Raw genomic sequence first — 22,405 nt, 5'->3', positions numbered from 1 at the left:
GGCCTTCGGAGTGGTGGTTGACTCGGTCATCGTGATCCGCTCTTCCTGACAGTCGGCTAGTAACCGAGGTCCCGGTCGACCAGGCCGATCGGCTCGAGGCCGTTCGCCAGTCGACGAATGTTGCGCCGGACCAGGTCGACGAAGGGTCCGATTGCGTGGTCCATATCGCCCGCGCAGTGCGCGGTGATCACACAGGTGGGAAGGGACCACAGCGGGTGCTCCGGAGGAAGCGGCTCGGGGTCGGTGACGTCCAGGCCCGCGCCGGCGATCCACCCGGAGGTCAGCGCACGAACGAGGTCATCTGTGATGACGAGCCCGCCGCGCGCCACGTTCACCAGGCACGCGTCCCGACGCATGGACCTGAGTCTGACTGCGTCGATCAGCCCCGCCGTGTCCGCGGTCAGCGGCGCCGCGAGGAAGACCACACGGGCCTCGGGCAGCCATGCGTCGAGGCGATCGGGCGTGCCGACCTCGGCGCCCGCCATCGGGGCGCCGCTGCGGCACACCACCTTGGGGCGGACCTTGAACGGGCGCAGCAGTGCGAGCAGTGCCCGGGCAACCCCGCCGCCGCCCACCACAAGGACCTCGGCGTTCGTCAGCCCGATGGCGGGGCGCGGCAGCCACGCGCCGGCCCTCACGGAGGCAGTGCCCTGACGCAGCACGGTCAGCGCGAGCATGAGGGCGTGTTCCGCTACCAACTCGGACTGGACGCCCACGGCCCGGCTCCAGCGGATCCGCTGATCCATGAGCGGCAGGTAGCTTTCGACGCCGGTGCTCGCCAGCTGAACCCAGCGCACCGACGGCGCGCTCTGAAGTGCGGCTGCCAGCACCGAGGGCTGCTCGCCGGTCCAGATCAAGCCCTGAGCCCGGGCCAGCGGTACTGGTCGAACGCCTGAAGCATGCAGCGCTGTCATGAGATCGGCGGGCGCCGGCTGCGGAAGCACTGCCACTGGTAGGTCGGGAAGCATGGTCACCAGCCACTGCCCGGCTTACCCACCGCCGTGACGTCCGCCTTCATGTCGGCCAGCGCTGCCACTCCGCGTACCGAATACGCGTCGAAGACCTCGCGCGGACCGAGGCTGATGCCCAAGTGTTTGCGGATCCAGCTGATCAGCCGCAACATGAACAGCGAATCCCCGCCCAGCTCAAGCAGGTTGTCGAGCACACCGATCTCGTCGAGTCCCAGGAGCTCCGCCGCGGCGGCGCCGATGCGCCGCTCGATCTCACCTGCCGGCGGTACGAACTCTGTGGGCAGGTCGGGCCGGCGCTTCGGCGGCTGCGGAAGCATCGCGTGGTCGATCTTCCGATGCGTCGTCAGCGGGAACTCCTCCAGCCGGATCAGCGCTGAGGGGATCAGATGGGTCGGCAGTTCGTCGGCGAGGAAGGAACGCAGCTCACCGACGCTCACCGTGTCCCGGTCAGCAGTCACGTAGCCGATCAGACGCTGCTCACCCGACGCGTCCCGACCAGTCGTGACCAGGGCTTGGCGCACCGCTGGGTGCCGGTCGAGCGCAGCCTCGATCTCGCCCGGTTCGACGCGATAACCACGCACCTTGACTTGCTGGTCGCTGCGTCCGAGGAATTGCAGCCGACCGTCGGGAAGACGGCGTACCCGATCGCCGGTGCGGTACAACCTGGCCCCCGGAATCCCCGAGTAGCGGTCGGCGACGAACTTCTCCGCGGTGACGTCGGGCCTGCCCAGGTAACCGCGTGCCAGCGAGTCACCACCGATGAGCAGCTCGCCCTCGGTATCCGCCGGAACGAGTTCGAGCCGCTCGTCGACGACGAACATGCGGGTTCCGGCGATGGCGTCGCCTATGGACAGCACCCCGTCCTTGGGTGTCTGTCCGGGCGGCACGCTCCAGTACGCCGCGGTCGCAGTGGTCTCGGTCGGCCCGTAGACGTGCACCAGCGGAAGGCGGAAGCGGTTCCACTGCTGGACGGCTTCCGGCATGGCGCGGTCTCCTCCCATGACGACCAGGCGCAGCGATGGGGGCAGTGCCCCGCCGGTGTCCACGAGGTGGTGAACCAGCAGGTGCCAGTGCGCGGTCTGCATCTCCAGCAGGGTGACGTCGTGCGCGGTGAGGAAGTCGAGCAGGGCCTCCACCGGGGAGAGCGCGACCCGGTCGGCCGGGAACACGCTTGTCCCGCCCTGCACGAGTGGGGGGAACAGCTCCTCGAGTGAGGCGGAGAACGCGGAGGCGGCCAGCATCAGGTAGCGATCACGCGGCCCCATGCCGAACTCGGCACTCGCGGCGGCTGCGAGATTCGCCAGGCCGAGATGGGTGATCATGACGCCTTTGGGCGCTCCGGTGGAACCCGAGGTGTAGATCACGCAGGCCAGATCCTCCGGCGCGGCCGCGGGGGCGCCCGGACGGGGAGCCAAGCGCCCTCGGTCCGGCGCAAGCGTCGTGACGGGCAAGCTGGTCGGCCCCTCATGCGCTCCGTCCACGATGAGAATCTTGATACCGGAGTCCGCCGCGAGGAAACTCTTGCGCTGGTCGGGGTAGTCCGGGTCGATGGGCACGTAGGCCGCTCTCGCACGCAGCACGCCGAGCATCGCGACAAGCAGGTCGACGGAGTGACGCATCATGACGCCGACGCGATCTCCGGGAAGCACTCCCGCCTCCGCCAGGCGCGCCGCCATGTGCTCGGCTTCGGCGGCGAGTTCGGCGTAGGTCAGCGCCCGCTGTGCATCCTCGGTGGCGGGGGCGTGCGGCGTCACCCTGGAGTGCTGCTCGAGCAGGCTCGGGATGAGCTTCGGCGCGTCGTTGCGCGCTGATCGAACGTCGGCGTTCACGCAGCGGACTCCTCAGGGTTGGACGACATCGACGTCAAGGGGCCTGCGGGGACGTCAACCTGCTCTGCCATCAGCTTCACAACGGGTGTGACGCCACTGCCCGGCAGCACCGGGGCGCCGAGGGCCGCGAACCCGGTCTCGAGCGCGGCCAGCGCGGTGACCAGGTCGAGCGGGTCGACGTGGCCGCAGTGACCGATCCGCACGACGTGGTCGGCCAGTTCTCCGTTGCCTGTGGTCAGTTGGACGCCTGTGTGCTCGACCACCGCATCGACGAGAGATTGCGCGCCCACTCCGGGTGGTGTGAACGCGGCCGTCACGATGCCGTTGCGCGCCACTTCCGGGGTCAGCAGCCGGAGTCCGAGGCCGCGCAAGCCCGCTCTGGCCATCCGGCCGAGCTCCGCATGCCGCAGCTGGCGCCGCTCCATGCCTTCAGCGAGTACCTGTTCGAGCGCCGCGGACAACTGGAGCAGCACGCCGATCGCCGGCGTCCAGGGGGTACGCGGGATGGAGTGGTTCAGGCTGTCACGCGTGATCGTCCAGTCGAAGTAGTACCGCATGTGCCTGGCCTCGGCGTGCCGGCGCCAGGCGCGCTCACTGACCGAGACGAAAGAGACCCCTGGCGGCGCCATCAGCGCCTTCTGAGTCCCGCTGACCACGACGTCCAACCCCCACGCGTCGGCCTGCATCTCGCAGCCGCCGACCCCGGAGGCCGAGTCCACTATCGTCAGCACGTTGCGAGTCGCTCGCCCGAAGGCCTCAAGGTCGGTGACGACGCCTGTGGAGGTCTCGCAGTGCACGACGATCGCCGCGACGATCTGCGAGTCGGCCTCCAGACAGGCTTCGACGACGACAGGGTCCGGCTCGCAACCCGGTGCGACGTCGAGCACGACCGTCTCGAGGCCGTAAGCGCGGCACAGCTCCACCCAGCGCCTTCCAAAGGCACCGTTGTCCACCACGAGTACCTTTTCCCCTGGACTGAAGAGGTTTTGCACCGCGCTCTCGAACGCACCGGTGGTGCTTGACGTGAAGACCAGCACGTCCCCCGTGGTACCGAGCACCTGCCTGAGCCCGTCGATGATGCGTGTGAATATGCGTGCGAAGTCCACGGTGCGCTCGTCGACCATGGGATGCGTCGCCGCCGCGATGACCGCGGGCGGCAGCGGGGTCGGACCGGGTATGGCCAATCTGTCCTTGTAGATCATCTTCCTGATTCCTTCGTGCCGCGGTGGTCCGGCTTCGTCAAAGGCTCGTCCGCAGTCGAGTGCCGCTCAGCTGACCGTCGCCTCAGTGCCGCTGTCCGGTACGTGCGGTTCGTTCTGCAGCTGTAGCTCTGGTTGCTCAACCTTGGCCAGGGCAAGGGCGAACAGTGCCGTGCCCACCACCGCGACCACAGCACAGCCCACCAGCACCGGGCGCAGGCCGAACAGGATGCCCAGGGGGCCGGCTACGGCGAAGCCGACCGGCTGGGCGATCTCCGAGGCCATCAGATCGAAGGCGGCCACCCGGCCGAGTACCTTGCTCGGCACCGCTCGCTGCATGAGGGTCTGGAAGAACACTCCTTGCAGGCCGATCGCGCAGCCGGAGAGCACTGCGGCACCCGCCACCACCACCGTCGGCACGCCGGAGCCGAGGGCCAACGCCTCGAAGACGATCAGCGGTGGCAGCCACGCTATGAAGACCACCGGTCGCTTCGGCTTGATCCGGCTGGAGGTGAACTCCGCGCAGAGCACGCCGATGGTCATGCAGGTGCCGATGACACCCCAGGCCGCGGGACCGCCCAGATGGGTGTCGGCCACCAACGGGCCGAGGACCGCGAGGGGAGCCAGCAGGACCATCGAGAACAACGTCCACTGCAAGGTCAACAGCCATAGCCAGGGGCGCTTTCGAAACTCCCGCCAGCCTTGCTTCAGCTGCGTGAGCGTCCCGCCTTCGTGATCCGGTTCGACTTCGCCCCGGGCGGGGATCCTGGCGAATATGAGACAGAGGGTGATGAAAGCCATCAGCACGCTCTCCACCAGGAAAGCGGCTCCCGAGCCGTACGCCGCCACGACCATGCCTGCCGCCGCAGGGGCCACCGTCCAAGCCAGCGAGGAAAAAGCGCCGACCAGCGCATTGGCCTCGTCCAGGTCTTCTCTCGCAACGATGTCCGGCATGATCGCCATGCTGGCCGGACCGAACAGCGCGTCAGCGCCGCCATACACGACTGCCAGAGCGAAGAACCAGGCGAGGGTCGCAGTATCCGTGAGGAGTCCTATCGCCAAGGTCGCCGCCGCGGTCAGGCGTACGATCGACGAGACGATGAGCAAAGCGGCACGCGGAAAGCGGTCCGCCGCGACGCCGGCAAACAGCGACAAGGCGAGCGAAACCGCCGCCTGAACTCCGAGGACAAGGCCGAGGTCACTCGCAGAGCCAGTGGTGTGGAGGACACCGAAGCTCTCCGCGACCGGCAGGAAGCCGTTGGCCATGCTGGAGCCCAACCGGGCGGCCAATAGGCAGGTGAAGTTTCGGTTGGTCAGCAGCCTTCTGCGTTTGCTTCGGCGTCCTTTTTTGTCGGAGACCTCTACATCGCTCATTGCGTCTCTTTCCGCGCGTGCGGGTTTCAGGTCCCGGCACGAGGGCTAGGTGATGGTTTCTTCGGGTCCGGTCGGTCGGCGGTGCCACACCGAGGGGCCCTCAAGAGGTTGTCGCCTCGACCAGGGACTTGGGCCGCATGTCCGTCCAGTTCCGTTTCACGTACTCCAGGCATTCCTCTCGCCCGGCTTCGCCGTGCACTACGGTCCAGCCCTTGGGCACTGTGATGGCGGCGGGCCACAACGAGTGCTGTCCCTCAGCATTGACCAGCACCAGGTACACGCCGTCCTGGTCCTCGAACGGATTCGCCACTGCTTTCACTCCCCTAAGTAAGTTGTCATCGTTCGTCAACGGCCGCTCAACTCGATGCGCGTGCCGCATTCATGAGAAATAGGGAACTTATGCAACCCGCAGCACGTCGACGGTGCTGATCGGCGCATCCGGGTCCGCGGCAAGAGCGGCCAGCATCCGCCGGTAACCGTCGGCCATGTGCTGTGCGGTCTCCGGTTCGAACATGTCGAGCTGGTACTCCAGGAGCGCATCCATCCCCGCCGGCTCCTTGTCCGGGCCGAAGTTCTCCCGCAGGCTCAACACCAAGTCGAACATGGAGCTGCCGGCGTCGACATCCAAGGGCACGTCGGTCAATCCGTCGAATGTGAGCCCGGCGTCGGTGTTGTCCTCCAGGGTCAACATGACCTGGAAAAGCGGGTGACGGGTCCGCGAGCGGGCAGGATTGAGTTCCCTTACCAGGCGATCGAAGGGGATGTCCTGGTTGTCGTAGGCATCAAGGGCAACGGCCTGGACCCGTTTGACCAGGTCTCGCAGACTCGGGTCGCCGGAGACGTCAACGCGGAATACCAGCATATTGACGAAGTACCCGACGAGATCGGTCAGCGCATCATCCATGCGGCCGGCCACGGGTGAGCCGATCGGAATGTCGGCGCCCGCACCGATCTTGCTCAGCAGCGCCGCAAACCCGGCCTGCAATACCATGAACATGGTCGCGTTTTCGGTGCGGGCGACCTCGGCCAGTGCCGTATGCAGATCGGCGTCGAGGGTGAACTCGGTCGTGCCCCCGGCGAAGTCGGACATCGGTGGGCGCGGGTGATCCACCGGCAACCGCAGTTCCTGGGGAATGCCGTCGAGCACCGAGCGCCAGTGCGCGAGCTGTCTCGACGCCAGGCTGTCCGGGTCCTCCTCGCGGCCCAGCAACCGCCTCTGCCAGAGTGCGTAGTCGGCGTACTGGACAGGCAGCGGCGGCATATTCGGCTCGGCACCACGGCGTCGCGCCGCGTAGGCCCGGGCGAGGTCTCGGGTGAGCGGCCCGAGCGACCAGCCGTCGCTGACGATGTGGTGCATCGATATGAGCAGCACGTGCTCCTGCGGCCCCAGTGCGAACAGCCATGCCCGAAGAGGCAGGTCGTGCACAAGGTCGAACGGGTGCTCCGAGGCCTCGTGCATCGCCTCGTACACCTCTTCCTCGGCAAGCTCCTCGTACTCCAGCCTCACCGCGTATTCCGAGATGTCCAGGACAACCTGGTGCGGCCCGCCCTCACCGTCCCGGATCACCGTGCGAAGCGATTCATGTCGCTGCACGACGTCCCGCAGTGCCTCCTCAAGGGCTGTGCGGTCCAACTGCCCCGTCAGCCGCGCAGCGAGCTGCATGGTGTATATCGAATTGCCCGGATTCATCTGATGGATGAACCACAGTCCGAGCTGACCAAACGACAGAGGGATCATGGCTGGTCCCACATAATGTCGCCTCGGTCCGATCGCTCGCGCAAACGGCTTGACACAATCATTGAGATCCCTATTGCTCTGTGCGGGCCCATCCGCCCACGCGGAATTCATCCGGCGCCCGCCGTGGGTCAGCGGGCCATCGGGAGGAGTGCCGGCCGGGTGATGACGGCGACCTGACCAGAGTCGATCTGCGCCGCGAGCAACGCCGCGGTAGGCGCCTGGAACAGGGCCTTGATACCGATCTCTACACCCATGACACTGCGGATCCGGCTCAGCAGACGCACCGCGTGCAGAGACCGGCCGCCGAGTTCGAAGAAGCTCTCGTCCACGCCGACCGCAGAGAGGTCCAGCACCTCGCTGATCAGCTCGCACAGTTGCTGCTCGCGCGCGGTGCCCGGGCTGCGATCGGTGACAGATCCTCGATCATCCGGAGCAGGCAGGTTACGACGGTCCACCTTGCCGTTCGTGGTCAACGGCAGGTTCTGCAAGCGCACCACGGCAGACGGGAGCATGTAACCGGGCAACTGTGACGCGGCGTGGGCGAGGATCTCCTCGTTGGGCGCCTGGGCCACTACGTAGGCGACGACTTGCCGCAGTCCCGGCCTGTCTTCGCGTACCACCACGGCGGTCTGTTCCACATCTGGGTGCGCTGCGATCACGTTCTCGATCTCGCCGAGCTCGATCCGGAAGCCGTTCATCTTGACCTGGTCGTCCCGGCGCCCGACGAACTCAAGATTCCCGTCGCTACGCCAGCGGGCCCGATCTCCGGTGCGATACATCCGCCCCCCGGCCGGACCGAAGGGACAGGCAACGAAGCCGGCCGCAGTGACGTCGGGTCGGCTGAGATATCCGCGGGCCAGCCCGGCGCCGCCAAGGTACAACTCGCCCGCCACGCCCACCGGCAGCGGCCGCAGGCCCTCGTCCAGGACGAAGATCTGGGTGCCGGCGATCGGCCGGCCGATGGGTGGCGGTTCGTTCCCCTCGTTCCCCCTCAGCGGGCCGATCAGCGTTGCGCACACCGTGGCCTCGGTAGGCCCGTAAGCGTTGAACATGCTGCAACGCCCGGACCAACGTGCGGCGAGGTCGGCGGTCAGGCTTTCCCCGGCAACCACGATGGTCAGGTCCGCGGGCAGATCCTCGTCGGGGGAAAGCGAGGCGAGCACCGAGGGCGGCAGGGTTACGTGCGTCACGGTCTCTCGGACAAGCACTGCTTCGAACGAACCCCCGACGAAATCGTGAAGGCCCGGGACGAACACCGCCGTAGCGCCGCTGAGCAGGGCCATGCAGAGCTCCGAGACGGAGGCGTCGAAACTTGGACTGGCGAATTGCAGGACCCTGCTGTCGGACCGTACGCCGAATGCCTCGATCTGCGCGCCGGAGAGCCCGGCGAGGCCCTCGTGCGTGACCGTCACGCCCTTCGGTGTCCCGGTCGAACCGGAGGTGTAAATGACGTATGCCGGGTGCGCGAGGGTGAGTGGGTGCGACCGCTGTGCGTCGGAAAGGTTCGATGCGTCCGCGTCCGCGTCACGCCCGGTCTGCTGTTCGTCGAGCACCAGGATCGGCGTCGTCCAGGGCTGGGCCGTGGCGCCGGCGGCATCGGTCAGCAGCAGGGCGGGGCGCGCGTCGCCGACGATGTACTCGATTCGCTTGGTCGGATAGGCCGGGTCGAGCGGTAGGAACGCGGCACCCGCCTTGCTGATCGCGAGGATGGCCAGGACGAGGAGCGGGCCGCTGGGCAACGCGACCCCCACCAGCTTCTCGGGTCCCATTCCGCGGGCAATCAGATCTCTGGCAAGCCGGTTGGCCCGCTCGTTGAGTTGTCGGTAGCTCCACCGCGATGCGCCGCAGGAGACCGCGCATGCGTCGGGACGCCGCGCGACCTGGGCCTCGAAGAGCGAGGGGAGGACGACGGGATCGTATGACGCGCCGTCTCCGCTCTGCTGCGTCGCCGGCAGAGCGTGCTCCTCCTTTGAGGCCAGTGGAATCTCGCACAGCGGTCGGTTCGGCGAGCGGACCGCGTTGGCGAGGAAGGTGGTGTAGTGCGTTGCGATGCGGCGGATCGTCTCCGGCGTGAACAGGTCGGTCGCGTACTCGATTTCCGCTTCGAGTCGGCCGTCCCGCTCAACGACCTCGATACTCAGGTCCAGTTTGCTGGCGGTGCGCGGTGGCGGTGCGGCGCCCTCGATGGTCAGTCCCGAGACGTGTATGGACTCCTCAAGCGCCTCGTCGTAGATGAACGCCGTCTGGAACAGCGGATTGCGGCTCGGGTCGCGTGGCGTACGAAGTCGCTCGATGACCTTCTCGATCGGCGCTTCCTGATGGGCGAGACCTTCGATGGAAGCCAGGCGTGTCTGGCTGACCAGGCCGTGGAAGGTCTGACCTCGCTCTGGGCGTACCCGGAGGGCCAGGACATTGACGAACATGCCGATCATTTCCTCGGTGCCCGGCTCGGTCCGACCGGCCATGGCGGTGCCCACCATCAGGTCCTCTTGGCCTGCGTAGCGGCCGAGAACGGCAGCCCAGCCAGCGAGCATGACCACGTAGGGGGTGACGCTCCAGCGGCGGGCCGCCTCCGCGAGTTCGACGCCCAGCGAAGCCGGCAACGTGAAGGAGTGGCTGGCGCCATGGAAGCTCATGCGTGCGGGACGCTGGTAATCGGTGGGCAGTTCAAGTGTGAAGGACGCGTCCCTGAACTGGGTGCACCAGTGCTCGACCTGACTGTCCAACAGGCCCTCGTCGAGCGAGCGACGTTGCGCAACGGCGTACTGCCCGTAGGCGAAAGGCAGAACGGGGAGCTCGGGTGTGCGGCCCTCGGCCCCCGCGGCAAGAAGTTCGGCGAGCTCCTGGACCAACACGCCGGCCGAGACTCCGTCGAAGATCAGGTGATGTATGTCCACCAGCAGGCGGTGATCCGCGGGACCAAGGCGGTACAAGCCGAACCGCACGAGCGGCCCATGCAAGAGGTCGAACGGAGCTGCCGTCGCGGCGCTCACCCGCTCAGTCATCTCCTGCTCCGAGGCCACATCCTGTGGATCGAGTCGTACGGGGCGTGCGGGGACGACGACGAACCGGGGCGAGCCAGACGCGATGGAGACCACGGAGTGCAGCACTTCGTGCCGTTCAACGATATGGGTCAGAGCCACCTCGAGCAGCCCGGGGTCCAACTCGCCGCGCAGGGCGAACACAACCGGGGCCCCGTAGTGCGAGCCCGCATCGGCGAGCTGCTCGGAGACCCAGATCCGCTCCTGTGCCAGGGAAAGGGGGAAATCCCTGTCAACGCGGCGGTCCTGGCTGTCTTTCGGTTGTATCGCAGAGTCTTGGGTAGTCGACACTGACGTCTCCCAGTCGTTTCCGGGTAGGGTCCGTCCGGCCGCGAGGGCCGAGGCGCTGTAGGTCGTCAATGGATCACTCGCGCGTCGTGGCTGATTCTGCGATCGCGCGACTTCCGCAGGTCGCGCGCCACGTTCAGCCTCTTGAGCCAGCGGTCCGTGCCGTCGAAGCGGGCAGTGAATGGCACCCTGCCGTGCACGATCTTGTAGTTGTCCAGGAAGAGCAGTTCACCCGGTTCGAGCACGTAATCTCGTATGTTGCGATCGACCTCCGCGGCGATGGCCTTCATTGCGCGGGCGCTGTCCGGGACGGCGTATGCGTCCTCCATGAAGAATGGATCGATGCGCAGATAGGGTGCTTCGCGGTCGCCGAAGAGGATGGCGACTCGGTCGGGCTCGCTGTCCTTGGCCATGATCCATTCATAGCTGCGCGAGAGCAGCTCGCGTTCGCGCGACGACATCTCCCGGTTGTCTTCGGCGTGGTGCGGTAAATGCGAGCGGTCGGGCCTGATCGGGTACCGCTCCTGGCAGAGCAGGTCCCTGATCTCATCAGTGAGCTCAAGGTCGTCGACCGAGGCGAAGGTCGTTGCCACCCGGTCGTGGTTGCGTAGACAGGCCAGGCCGAGGTAGTCGGCCCGCAGCGGGTGGAAGGCCTCCTCGGTGTGCCAGGTCAGCAGTTCTTCGCTGCCGGAGCCAAGCTGCTCATTTTCGTGACCCTTGATCGGAAAGATGTCGTGCATGATCCGGCCGTCCTGCTGTGTCGCCCAGGCGATGGGGTCGCCCAGCAGGGATGCGCAGAGCATGAAGTACACCTCCGCGGGGAGCGTGGACACTCGGCCGACGTGGGAACGCCAGTGCTCGGGAGTGGCCCCGATGGCGACGTCGTCAATCCGGAAGCCGCGAATGGACAGCACGCCACCGGAAGCCTCCAGGCGGAACGCGTTCAACTCAGCCCGCAGCCGCTGCGGCAGCTCGTGTGCGTACACAGCGCACTGCCGGACGAACTCCGGGTCACTGCTCGAGTGGAACTTCGCCGTGAGCGAAGCGAGTACTTCGTGGACTGTCTTCAACTCAATGTCTGAGAGTTCAATGCTCTGCATGTTCGTCAGGGTTCCTTTCCGCCTCACGGTTGGGGGCTCGCGGCGAACTCAGCGCCCAAAATGTCCAGGCCTTTGCTTAGTTGGCTGCGATCGCCGCCGAAACCGAGCCGGACGCGGCACGGGTGGTCGAATGCCCGGCCGGGGACGAGCAGTATGTTGCTGGTCTCTCCCAGCCGACGGCACAGCTCGGTCGTGTCCCGCCACGGGCGTAGTTGCGGGAACGCTGTCACTCCGCCGAGGGGCAGCGGCAGGTCGACACGATCCTCGTGCCGCTCGGCCCAGTCGGCCAACAGGCGTCGGTTGGCCTTGGCGTTCTTCAGCCTGGGAGCGATGAAGACGTCTGCACGCTGTACGACGCGCAGCGCTATGTACTCGAGAAGCGGAGAGAGGCTGAGGGTGATGCGGTCGCGCAGGTTGGTCATCGCCCGCAGAAGCTCCGGGTCGGCCATGCACCATCCGAAACGCATGCCGGGTAGACCAAAAGCCTTTGAAAAGGTTCCGATCGACACACTGCGCGGATAGGTCAGTCCGGGGTCCGGCAGCGGTGCGTCGTCATAGACCAGGTCCGTAAAAGCGCCGTCCCACAGGAGATGGGCGCCAACACTGTCAGCAATCTCAAGCAGGCGACGGAAACCAGCAAGGTCGAGTGTCGCGCCGGTCGGGTTGTGCGGAAAGTTGACCACAATAACCTTTGTGCGCGCAGTGACGAGCCTCGCTAGTTCCTCCACGTCAGGCCGGAATCTATCCTCCTCGCGCAGCCGCCAGCGCAGAACTTCGCACCCCATGGACTCTGCGACGGATACGTGCGAGTGGTAGGCCGGGTGCAGGGCGACGACTTGGTCACCTGGCTCGAGGAGGGTCTGGAGCGCGACGTAGATAGCCTCGCTGCCGCCGTGCGTAAGCATCACCCTGCGCGCGTCACCGTCCGCCCAGCGCGAGGCGATGGCCTCGCGCAGGTCGTCCCGGCCCAGGCACGGACTGTCCCGGAAGACGATCTCGTCCAAATCACCAGGCTCGATGCCGGCGAGATTTCGCACCTGTCCGAGCGAGTAGTCAAGAACCCCGCTCGACCCGATGTCTATCGCAGCGTCATGATAGTGGTCGCGCATCCAGTCTTCGAGCAATGCCCCATCAAAATTCATCGTTCTCCAGAACCTTGTCCACGCGACCCGAGAACCGCGACCCCATACAGGGATCACAAGAGGTAAGTAGATTCTTTTCGGCAGAGATGCCGATCTCGCGTATCTGCTCCAATGACTGTGATTCCTCAAACTCCCAGATCGAGGGTGTGAGGTCTTCTGTGGAGCAATGTATGTCCTCCCCGATATGGGCAGTTGACAGATATTGCCCGCTGCGGGATCTGCGTTGCTGCCCATGCGTCGACGAGTCAGGGCCCCATCTGCCGATAGCCGACATCGCGGAAGAAGAGGGCTTCCGTAGCGTGGTGAGCGGCACGCTCCAGACACCACCGATCTTCAAATGGTGTCGCAGGTCAGGGCGGTTCGAGTGTGAGGGATGTTCCGGCGGAGCACCCTCGACGATGTCGGGCCAGTGCTGGACGCCACGGCCCGGCCGGCGAATCCCGCCTCTTTGACCCGGCCGCGAGGGTGGCGGACGGTTGCGGCTTGGTGGGGATGGCTGGGTCGGGCCGGCTGGGGCGAGGTGGTGGGCGGGCGTGTACGGCTGTGCGTGCAGCGGGTAGTACACGCGGCCGTCGCTCAACACCGTGGTCACCGTGGCGATGCCGTTGTCCGTCTTGCCGTATCGGCTCGGCTGCTGCCGGCCCACGTGCGCGGTGGCCGTGCCGTCCTTGCGGTGCCGTCCTTGCGGTGCCGTCCTTGCGGTCCCCGGATTCGTCGATCACGATGGACCCGCCGTCGTGCGGTGCCATCGCCCGCTGCTTGCGCGGCAGTTCAAGCCGCCGGTCGTTGACCTGCTCGGCCTCCCCGGGCGACTCGGACAAGAAGAACTGCAGCCGCTGCACCCCCGGGCATCCCCGCACCGGCGACCGGCTCCGCCCCGGCCAGGCAGGTGATCGCCTCGTTCCGCTCCCACGGCGCCGGCAGCCCCGTCAGGTACGCACGCGACATCCCCGCCGCTGGGCCAGGCCGAAGAAGAGGTCATCGATCCGGGCCGCGTACTCCTCCAATAGCCCCGGCCCAGGCGGACACGGACGGCGAGCAGTCATCCTCAGCCCCCAAGCCCGTTCACTCCTAGCACCGGCTAGCACCGGCCTACGACCAGCCTGACCCGCCATCAACCCACACCATCACCGGACTTGACGAACCACCGGTATAGGGAGAGCGATCCAGTGGCCAGCCGGGACAGCCCGAAGTCGGCGACGGCGTCGTACCAGTGGGCGGAGTCCTCGTACATGGCGCTGCCCGGAGCCGAGGCAGCGCCATCCGGGAGGGACTCGCAGCAACGGTGCCCGGCCGAGGTCTAACGGGCGGTCCGCTACTCGCACACCGCCTCACGGTGGAACACCTGCTTAAGGGCCGGCTCGGCCGACGACTCGAACGGACTGCGCAACACCGGATGCACGGCAAGAACGACGGAGAGGCCGCGGAGAATGCCACATTCAGGCGATTGCCTCAAAAGTGATCGGAAGGGATGCAAGGAAGCGGAAGTTGATGCTTTCGAGCCACTCGGGCTGCGCCACCTCACACTTCCAGTTGGTGGTCCGACGCAGCAGCGCCCGCAGTGCGACGTCGATCTCGGTGAGAGCGAGTGAGGCGCCCAGGCAGTAGTGGATGCCGTGCCCGAACGATAGGTGATCAGCGGCCGGTCGGGAGACATCCAATATGTCAGGGTCGGTGTAGCGGCGGGGGTCACGATTCCCTGAACCAAGAACCAGGGTCACCGACTGGCCGGATTTGATGAGGTGCTCACCGATGTCGATGTCGGCGAGCGCCTTCCGAGTGGTGAACTGGACCGAACTGTCGTATCTCATCAGTTCGTGCGTGGCGGGTGAAATCAGATCAGGATCTCTGCGCAGCCGCTGAGTTTGCTCGTCGTTGTTCAACAGGGCAAGGACCGCGTTCCCGATCAGATGTGTGGTAGTCGCCTGCCCCGCGTCGATGAGCAGCAGGAGGTTGGCGAAGACTTCGTCCTCGGTGTAGTCGGCTGCCCGGAGTTGGGGACTGATCATCCGACTGAAGAAGTCGTCGGCCGTGCTGTTCCGACGAGCGGCGGCAGTGCGGTCGAAGGATTCCCTCAGTGCCTGTATCCGAGCGTTCTGGGAGTCGGACTGCGTAAAGAACTCATGCAACAGTCCCTGCCAGTTCTCCATGAGGTGGGTGGCGTCGTCAGATACGCCTGCCAGTTTCGCGATGACGCCACGGCTGAGCGGTTCCGAGAAGTCGTGAATGATGTCCATGCGCCCGCTCGGCAGGACCTTGTCGAGCAGTGCGTCGGCCAACTCCTGGACATGAAAGCGTAGTTCCCGGGCGAGGCGGGGAGAAAGGCTCGGCCTGATCAGTCGGCGTAGCCGGGTGTGATGCGGCGGATCATTGAACAGCATCATGTCTGACAAGGTGCGAGCCAGCAGTGAAACATCGCCACGGGCCTGTTCGGGAAGGTTCTCGTAGAAATCCGATATTCTGGCTACAGAAAGACGCCCGTCTTTCGAGAGATCGAGGATTTCCGGATGGCCGAACACCGCCCAGGTCTGCATCCATTCGTCCCACTGCACCGGTGATTTTGTGCGTAACTCGGCATAGAATGAGTATGGCTCCGCCGCATGTTCGGGATCGAGCAGGTGAGAAAGATTCGTCGTATGGGGAGTGCGCATGGAAGATCCTCCAGTCCATCGCATCGAAAAAGTCGATAACCCGAGGCTGCAGCCTGCTTGTTGCTTGTGAAGCTACAGGCACTGTGGTCGATTGGCGCCGTCAGCTCCGTTCCACCCAGGGGTTTCAGGAATGAAGAGTCGGAGTTGAGCACTGCACCGGTGATGGAATATCGAGACAAGCTAGCGATGTCCTCGAGCTGGCGTCAAGTGTCGTCAACAAAGCACGGTTGACAGTTATTGCGCTCTTCTGGACACGTATTGCGTGCCCCCTCACCGGCCCTTCTTACGGCATTGACGCTGGGGTGAGCGGATGCCAGAGTGAATCCTCTCCGGTCTGAGCGGAGTTCAGTGACCGTCCGATGAGCGTGTACTGCTCATGTTCGCCCGCCACTCCTGTCCGTAGGAATTCGGTGTTTTCGGGAGTTGATACCGGTAGTACCTGATCCGTAGGCCACGCCAGCCGGGGTGCGGACTGAACTGCTTGGACACACCGATCTCCGTGACGACGAATTAGCGTGGGAATTTTGATGACCTTGCCAGAACAGAACTTTGTGTCGAACGCTCCACACGAGGAACTCAGCCCAGTCCATGCAGTCGTGGCCCGGATAGCCAGCAGTGATCCACTGAGGGCCGCCGTTCGGAGCAGGGGCACCGAGCTGAGCTATGGCGAGCTCGACGCTTGGGCCAGGCGCATCGCAGCGTCTGTCCGTGCGGCAGGTGCGGGCAGAGGCGAGCGAATCGGTGTGCTCGTTGAACCTTCGAACGCGATGATTGCCGCCGTGCTCGGAATCCTGTACGCGGGTGCCGCGTACGTCCCGGCAGACCCGGCCCACCCTGATCAGCGGATCGCTGACGTGTTCGCTGACGCGGGCGTGTCTGCCGTGATCGTCGCAGACGGCACGTCTGCCCGACTGCCCACGCTCACATGCCCGGTCATTCGAGCGGAGGACGCCCGAGAAGGAGAAGAGACCGCGGCGGCGGCAGTCGCGGTGACACCCAATGACGCCGCTTACGTCATCTACACGTCGGGCAGCACTGGCGAGCCCAAAGGCGTCCTGGTCGAGCACAGTCAGCTGTCCGCTTCCACTTGGGCACGCCGCGCGGTGTATCCCGGCGCTCCAGTCTTCTTGCTTGTGTCCCCCTTGGCCTTCGATTCCTCGGTCGCCGGGGTGTGGGGGACCTTGACCGCGGGGGGATGCCTAGTCGTAGCTGCATCTGATGAAATCCGCGATCCTGAGCGGCTGGCCCGCCTGGTGGAACGCTTGCAGGTGACCCGGCTGCTCTGTGTACCGCTCCTCTACAGCGCACTGCTAGACGCGGCGGCACGGCAGGGCACGCGGCTGGATGCGCTGGATACGGTGATCGTGGCCGGCGATTCGCTGGCTGAGGCATTGGTGGAACGCCATTTCGCCTTACTCGGCCGCACGGTCGCCCTGGTCAATGAGTACGGCCCGACCGAGGCCACTGTATGGGCTAGCTTCCGCCGTTATGAGGCCCCTGGGCCGATATCCATCGGCGGGCCGGTTCCTGGTGTTCGCCTGTACCTGCTGAATGAGGAACTGGAGCCGGTCCCACGCGGTGTAAGCGGCGAGTTGTTCATCGGCGGCGCAGGGGTGGCCCGAGGATACTTCGGCCGCCCTGAAGCGACTGCCCAGGCTTTCATCGGCGACCCTTTCACCGACGTCGAGGGCGCCAAGATGTACCGCACGGGAGACCTCGCCCTGTGGAAAGACGATGGTGAGTTGGAATTCCTCGGCCGCCGCGATCAACAAGTGAAGATCCGTGGCCATCGGATCGAGCTCGGCGCAGTCGAGGCTCATCTGCGTACTGCGCCAGGGGTCAGCGACGCCGCCGTAGTGACGAACGCGGAGCGGACTCAGCTTGTCGGGTTCGTCCTGTCGCCTCCTGGTATTTCTCCAGAACCTATCCGCGAGCATGTGGCCAGCAGGCTGCCGCAAGCCATGGTTCCGAACTGGATTCATGTGCTCGATCGGTTTCCTGTGACTGGCAACGGAAAACTCGACCGGAAACGCCTTGGTGCTCTGGCAGAAACCTGTCCGGACTCCCAGACAGAGGAGGTAGCCGCCGCCCCCACGGACAACACGACTGGACGGGTGTCCGCCGCCTGGGCCGAGGTGCTGAATCGGAAAGACATTCCGATCGAGGTGAATTTCTTTGATCTGGGCGGCCACTCGATCAAGCTCTTCGAGCTTCAGAACGCCCTTGAGCGACGTACGGGAGTTCGACTCTCGGTTGTTTCTCTGTTCTCGCATACCACGGTGGCGGCGCAGGCGACGCTGATCCGTAACGGCGTGCCCTCGGACGATGGTTCGGCTGTGGTCGGGCAAGCGGCATCGGCGAGGCGCGCTCGCGCGCGGCAAGTACGGCGCCAGCGTTTGGAGGGAGGGGGGCGGCTGTGACGGTGGAGTTGACCTAGGTCCCATCACAGTATGGGCGCCTTGGTAGCCCTGGAGACTGCCCGAGTCTTCCAGGCGCGCGGCACCCGAGTGGCGCATCTATTCGCTTCGGGCAACCGCAACGCAGCCAGCTATCCACCGCCCGCCGCCCGCCGCCCCCGAGAACGACGCCGAAACGACCCGTTGATGGACACACGGAGCCGCAGTTGCACTGCCCCGTTTCCACAATCTCCGGCGCCGAATACGAGCATGCGGACCGTCGACCATTCAGAACCTCCATACTCTCTGATCCGGAAATCCCCCAACGTCAAGATAACCAGCCGGAAGGACTCGCCTCATGCAGGCAAATAGGGACGTAACCCTGACATGGGGAAATCCGTAGTGGGGTACGAGGCGGACAGCACGGCCGAGCGGCGCGTGGCCCGGGTGTGGCAGCAGCTGCTGACCCTTGACCGGTCGGCGTCCACGACAACTTCTCCGAACCGGGTGGCCATTCGATACGGCTGCCGGCCGTCCTCGCGGCGCTCCAGAAACACCCGGAGTACCAGGACCTCATCACCCTGACCGACCTGTTTCGGCACCCGACGGTGGCCGCCATGACTGCCCATCTCGACCAGACCGCCGAGCAGGAGGCGGCCCGGCGCGGCAGCGACCGCCGGGCCGCCCTGCACAAGCTCCGTTCCAGGAAAGGCACGACGCGATGACGACCGAGGAAGCCACACAGCACGACCTTGAGCAAGCGGTGGCCGTCGTGGGGATGAGCGGACGCTTCCCCGGCGCCCCCGACCTCGACGCCTACTGGGCCAACCTTCGCGACGGCGTCTGCTCGCTGTCCGAGTTCACCGAGAAGGAACTGCTCGCCGACGGGACGGACCCGGCCGAGCTGCGCAATCCCGCGTTCGTCCCGGTGCAGGGGCATCTGGCTGACGCGGACCGCTTCGAGGCCGAGCTCTTCGGCTTCAACCGCACCGAGGCGGCCGCCCTGGACCCGCAACACCGGGTGCTCCTGGAGACCGCCTGGTCGGCGCTGGAGGACGCCGGGTACGCCCCGCTGAACGCACCCTCCCGCACCGGCGTCTACATGGGCGGCAGCTCGACGGAGCACGCGCTGGCCGCCGAGACGGACCCGGCGCTCGCCGCGTCGATCGGCGCGATCCAGGTGCGTCTCCTCACCGACCGCGAGTTCCTGGCGCCCTGGATCTCCTACCGGCTGGGCCTGGACGGGCCGAGCATGATGGTCCAGACGGCCTGCTCGTCCTCGCTGACGGCGGTCCATGTTGCCGTCCAGGCCCTGCTGCTCGGCGAGTGCGACACCGCGCTCGCGGGCGGCGTCTCCATCGGCGCCCCGCGCAAGGAGGGCTACGTCTACTACCAGGGCGGGACCTCCTCCCCCGACGGCCGCTGCCGCCCCTTCGACGAGAAAGCGGCCGGCACGGTGCCGGGCAGCGGGGTGGGCGTGCTGGTGCTGCGGCGGCTGGAGGACGCGCTCGCCGACGGCGACCCGGTGCGCGCGGTGATCCGGGGCACGGCCGTCACCAACGACGGGGCCGGCAAGGTCGGCTTCACCGCTCCGGGCGTGGACCGGCAGACGGCCGCGATCACCGAGGCGTGGACGGCGGCGGGGCTGGAGCCGTCGGCGGCGCAGTACGTGGAGGCGCACGGGACCGGGACCGAGCTGGGCGACCGGATCGAACTGGCGGCGGCGAGCGGGGCGTTCACCGCCCGGGCCGGCCTCGACGGCGGCGTCGGCATCGCGCTCGGTTCGGTGAAGTCGAACATCGGGCACGCCGACGCGGCGGCCGGTGTGGCGGCGCTGATCAAGACGGTCCTGATGCTGGAGCACGCCACCCTGGCCCCGACGGTGAACGTCACGAGCCCGATGGCCGCCCTGCGGGACTCGCCGCTGCGGCTGGTGACCGAGACCCGTCACTGGCCGCGCAGGCCGGACCTGCCCCGGCTGGCCGGCGTGACGTCGGTCGGCATGGGCGGCACGAACGTGCACGTGGTGGCGCAGGAGGCACCGGCACGCGAGCCGCGCGCGAAGGCCGACGCCCGCCCGACGGTCCTGCCGCTGTCGGCCCGCACCGAGCATCAACTCGGCCTCGTGGCAACACGGTTGGCGGCACGTCTACGCGAGGCCGACACCCCCGCCCTCGCCGATGTCGCGCACACCCTGCGCACCGGCCGGGTCGGGATGCCCGTGCGTGCCTACGTGGTCGCCGCCGGCGTGCAGGAGGCGTCGGACAAGCTCATGGCACTGGCCGAGGGCCACCCGGATCCTGTGCGGCACCCCTCGGGGGAGGCGTGGCTGCGCGGCGAGGAGGTGACCTGGCCGGCGCTCGACGGCGAGGTGCGCCGGGTACGGCTCCCGTCGTACCCGTTCGCGGGCGAGAGCTACGGCGCGCTGACGCTGCGCGGCCCGGCCGCTCAAGCGCCGGCCGAGAGCGCGGCGCCTGCGCTGGGGGGCGAACTGGAGGCCAGGGTCGCCGAGTTGGTGATCGAGGCGCTGGATCTCGACGGGCCCGCCGGTCTGGAGAAGACGTACATCGAGGCGGGCGGCGACTCGCTGACGTCTGTGCATCTGGCCGGACGGCTCCGCGACGAGCTGGACATCGACGTACCGATCCAGCTGTTCCTGGAACCGGTCACGCTAAAGGAAATGACGATCCACATCGTGGAAATCAAGGAAGGCGGCGAGAGCCCCGGGCACCCTGCTCACCGAGCTACGGCCGTGCGGCGGCCCACCTTCGCCTCGGTGCACGGCGAGGGCGTGACCGAGGTCCACGCGAAGGACCTCACCCTCGACAAATTCCTCGATGCACACCTCCTCGCCGACGCCCCCGCGCTGCCCCGCGCCGAGCGGGAGCCGCGCACCGTGCTGCTGACCGGCGCGAACGGCTATCTCGGCCGCTTCCTCGCCCTGGAATGGCTGCGCACCCTGGCGCCGGTCGGCGGCCGGCTGATCGCCCTGGTGCGCGGCAAGGACGCCGCCGCGGCCCGGCAGCGGCTGGACGCGGCCTTCGACAGCGGCGACCCGGAGCTGGTGCGGACGTACGAGGAACTGGCCGCGGTGCATCTCGAGGTCGTGGCGGGTGACATGGCGGAACCGCGGCTCGGCCTGGACGAGGCGGCCTGGGACCGGCTGGCCGACGAGGTCGACCTGATCGTCCACGCCGGTGCGGTGGTGAACCACCTCCTGCCGTACCCGCACCTCTTCGACGCCAACGTCGTCGGCACCGCCGAACTCGTGCGGCTGGCCCTCACCCGCCGGACGAAGCCGATCACCTACATCTCCAGCGTCGGGGTCGCCGACTCCTGCCGGCCGGCCCTCGACGAGGACACTGACGTCCGCGTCGCCATACCGGGCCTGAACGTTGACGGTGGCTACGCCAACGGGTACGCGACCAGTAAATGGGCCGGCGAAGTACTGCTGCGGGAGGCGCACGACCTGTGCGGACTGCCGGTCACGACCTTCCGGTCCAGCATGATCCTCGCGCACAGCCGGTACGGCGGACAGCTCAACGTCACCGACGTGTTCAGCCGCCTCCTGTTCAGCGTGCTCGCCACCGGGATCGCGCCGCGCAGCTTCTACCGTGCGGACGGCGAACGCGCGCACTACGACGGCCTGCCGGTCGACTTCACCGCCGCCGCCGTGTTGGCGCTGGGGGGTCGCGGCACCTCTGAAGCCCCGTCCGGATACCGGACGTTCAGCCTCGTGAACCCCAACGACGACGGCGTCTCCCTCGACGCCATCATCGACTGGCTCGCGCAGGACGGCCACGCCATGGAACGGGTGGACGACTACGCCGAGTGGTACCTGCGATTCGAGGCGGCGATGCGCGCCCTGCCCGAGGCACAGCGGCAGTACGCGGCGCTGCCCATCCGGCACGGCTTCAAGGAGCCCGAGGACCCGGTAGCCGGATCCGTCATCCCCTCCGACCGGTTCCGCGCCGCCGTCCAGGCCGGCGCCATCACAGGGCACGGCGACATCCCGAGCCTCACGCGCGACCTCGTCACCAAGTACGCCCGGGACCTGAAGTACCTGATGGCAGCGGGGCGCCCCATGCACGGCGGCCACGTCAACCACTGACGTGCCGCCTGGGACGCGGAGCCGGGATCATCCCCCGTCCCCGGCTCCACGTCCCGCAGTAGAGCTCCCGGGACGGCAGGAAGGGCATGGTGCCGTACCGAACCTTCGGTGGGCCCATGGTGGACGGTTCGATGTGCAGGCAGGGCGAGAGAGACGGGGGGGCGGCCGAGTGGCGCGTCAGGAGCGTGCGCGCGCCCGTACGCGTGAGGCCATACTGGAAGCCATGGCGCGCCTGTTCATCGAGGTCGGGCACGAAGCCGCCACCATCGCCGCACTCGTCGAACGGACCGGGCTGAGGGGCTCGTTCCGCAGACGCACAAGCTCCAGGAATGGGTCGACCTCGGGCTCCCGCTCGGACACCGGATGCCCCAGGAACCGATGTTGCGTGCGGCTGTCCGTCTACGCCAAGGCACGCAACATGTGCGGCCCGCGCCGGCCGGACTGGATCTGCAGCAGCCTCAGCCTGCCACGCTGTCCTCTACGACGGCCCCACGACGCGGTGCCTGACGCATCGCCACTCTCCCGCGCCCCGAACTTCCCGAGTTCACCAGGGCTCCTTCAGAGA

The 22,405-nt window shown here is 66.8% G+C and carries 13 protein-coding genes and 2 pseudogenes; 4 read left to right on the top strand and 11 right to left on the bottom strand.

The annotated features are described in order from the left end of the window. Window positions 1-56 precede the first annotated feature (56 nt). The 11 genes and pseudogenes from ACZ6ZP_RS15125 to ACZ6ZP_RS15075 form a co-directional block, all read right to left on the bottom strand. On the bottom strand, window positions 57-857 hold the full coding sequence (locus ACZ6ZP_RS15125) for an NAD(P)-dependent oxidoreductase (RefSeq protein ID WP_399972261.1): 801 nt from the start codon (window positions 855-857) through the stop codon (window positions 57-59). A 113-nt stretch (window positions 858-970) separates the two neighbouring features. Beyond that, a complete protein-coding gene (locus ACZ6ZP_RS15120) occupies window positions 971-2,800 on the bottom strand; it encodes a non-ribosomal peptide synthetase (protein WP_469407018.1) in 1,830 nt (609 codons plus the stop codon). Continuing rightward, window positions 2,797-4,002: a pyridoxal-phosphate-dependent aminotransferase family protein gene (locus ACZ6ZP_RS15115; protein WP_468612950.1), complete on the bottom strand. Its 1,206-nt coding sequence runs from the start codon at window positions 4,000-4,002 to the stop codon at window positions 2,797-2,799. The genes ACZ6ZP_RS15120 and ACZ6ZP_RS15115 overlap by 4 nt, the downstream gene beginning before the upstream one ends. 66 nt (window positions 4,003-4,068) lie before the next feature. Continuing rightward, a complete protein-coding gene (locus ACZ6ZP_RS15110; protein ID WP_469407016.1) occupies window positions 4,069-5,373 on the bottom strand; it encodes an MFS transporter in 1,305 nt (434 codons plus the stop codon). A gap of 100 nt (window positions 5,374-5,473) precedes the next feature. After that, window positions 5,474-5,683, bottom strand: coding sequence for an MbtH family protein (locus tag ACZ6ZP_RS15105; RefSeq protein WP_399972250.1), 210 nt, complete (start codon window positions 5,681-5,683; stop codon window positions 5,474-5,476). Window positions 5,684-5,770: 87 nt separating this feature from the next. Beyond that, window positions 5,771-7,111 carry a condensation domain-containing protein gene (locus tag ACZ6ZP_RS15100; protein WP_469407013.1) on the bottom strand — a complete coding sequence of 447 codons (1,341 nt, stop codon included), beginning with the start codon at window positions 7,109-7,111 and terminating at the stop codon, window positions 5,771-5,773. Between the two features lie 128 nt (window positions 7,112-7,239). Next, a complete protein-coding gene (locus ACZ6ZP_RS15095) occupies window positions 7,240-10,443 on the bottom strand; it encodes a non-ribosomal peptide synthetase (RefSeq protein WP_469407012.1) in 3,204 nt (1,067 codons plus the stop codon). A 65-nt stretch (window positions 10,444-10,508) separates the two neighbouring features. Continuing rightward, window positions 10,509-11,540: a guanitoxin biosynthesis L-enduracididine beta-hydroxylase GntD gene (gntD, locus tag ACZ6ZP_RS15090; RefSeq protein ID WP_469407010.1), complete on the bottom strand. Its 1,032-nt coding sequence runs from the start codon at window positions 11,538-11,540 to the stop codon at window positions 10,509-10,511. A 23-nt stretch (window positions 11,541-11,563) separates the two neighbouring features. Next, the gene (vioD, locus tag ACZ6ZP_RS15085) at window positions 11,564-12,682 is read right to left on the bottom strand and encodes a capreomycidine synthase (protein WP_366464105.1); all 1,119 of its coding nucleotides are present in this window, start codon (window positions 12,680-12,682) and stop codon (window positions 11,564-11,566) included. 414 nt (window positions 12,683-13,096) lie between these two features. Further along, window positions 13,097-13,728 (bottom strand): annotated as a pseudogene (locus ACZ6ZP_RS15080) (transposase); the annotation flags it as partial. 393 nt (window positions 13,729-14,121) lie between these two features. Next, window positions 14,122-15,333, bottom strand: a complete 1,212-nt coding sequence (locus tag ACZ6ZP_RS15075) for a cytochrome P450 (protein WP_469407008.1) — start codon at window positions 15,331-15,333, stop codon at window positions 14,122-14,124. A gap of 515 nt (window positions 15,334-15,848) precedes the next feature. On the opposite strand from ACZ6ZP_RS15075, the gene ACZ6ZP_RS15070 reads away from it, so the two are divergent. The 4 genes and pseudogenes from ACZ6ZP_RS15070 (at window position 15,849) to ACZ6ZP_RS15055 (ending at window position 21,840) form a co-directional block, all read left to right on the top strand. Then, window positions 15,849-17,753, top strand: coding sequence for a non-ribosomal peptide synthetase (locus ACZ6ZP_RS15070; RefSeq protein WP_469407007.1), 1,905 nt, complete (start codon window positions 15,849-15,851; stop codon window positions 17,751-17,753). A 30-nt stretch (window positions 17,754-17,783) separates the two neighbouring features. Beyond that, window positions 17,784-18,101, top strand: a complete 318-nt coding sequence (locus tag ACZ6ZP_RS15065; RefSeq protein ID WP_469407006.1) for a hypothetical protein — start codon at window positions 17,784-17,786, stop codon at window positions 18,099-18,101. A gap of 116 nt (window positions 18,102-18,217) precedes the next feature. After that, window positions 18,218-18,454 (top strand): annotated as a pseudogene (locus ACZ6ZP_RS15060) (hypothetical protein); the annotation flags it as partial. Further along, the gene (locus ACZ6ZP_RS15055; RefSeq protein WP_469407004.1) at window positions 18,451-21,840 is read left to right on the top strand and encodes a thioester reductase domain-containing protein; all 3,390 of its coding nucleotides are present in this window, start codon (window positions 18,451-18,453) and stop codon (window positions 21,838-21,840) included. The pseudogene ACZ6ZP_RS15060 and the gene ACZ6ZP_RS15055, both read left to right, overlap by 4 nt. Window positions 21,841-22,405: the final 565 nt, after the last annotated feature.

This window comes from Streptomyces sp. NPDC054047 (assembly GCF_055585065.1).
The sequence above is the reverse complement of the archived record's forward strand: the minus strand, read 5'-3'. Positions and strand labels throughout refer to the sequence as shown.

Coding starts and splice junctions, on each gene's coding strand:
- ACZ6ZP_RS15110 (WP_469407016.1), bottom strand. CDS start 5,373: ATGAGCGATGTAGAGGTCTCCGACAAAAAAGGACGCCGAAGCAAACGC.
- ACZ6ZP_RS15055 (WP_469407004.1), top strand. CDS start 18,451: ATGACGACCGAGGAAGCCACACAGCACGACCTTGAGCAAGCGGTGGCC.
- vioD (WP_366464105.1), bottom strand. CDS start 12,682: ATGAATTTTGATGGGGCATTGCTCGAAGACTGGATGCGCGACCACTAT.
- ACZ6ZP_RS15100 (WP_469407013.1), bottom strand. CDS start 7,111: ATGATCCCTCTGTCGTTTGGTCAGCTCGGACTGTGGTTCATCCATCAG.
- ACZ6ZP_RS15065 (WP_469407006.1), top strand. CDS start 17,784: ATGGGCGCCTTGGTAGCCCTGGAGACTGCCCGAGTCTTCCAGGCGCGC.
- ACZ6ZP_RS15075 (WP_469407008.1), bottom strand. CDS start 15,333: ATGCGCACTCCCCATACGACGAATCTTTCTCACCTGCTCGATCCCGAA.
- ACZ6ZP_RS15115 (WP_468612950.1), bottom strand. CDS start 4,002: ATGATCTACAAGGACAGATTGGCCATACCCGGTCCGACCCCGCTGCCG.
- gntD (WP_469407010.1), bottom strand. CDS start 11,540: ATGCAGAGCATTGAACTCTCAGACATTGAGTTGAAGACAGTCCACGAA.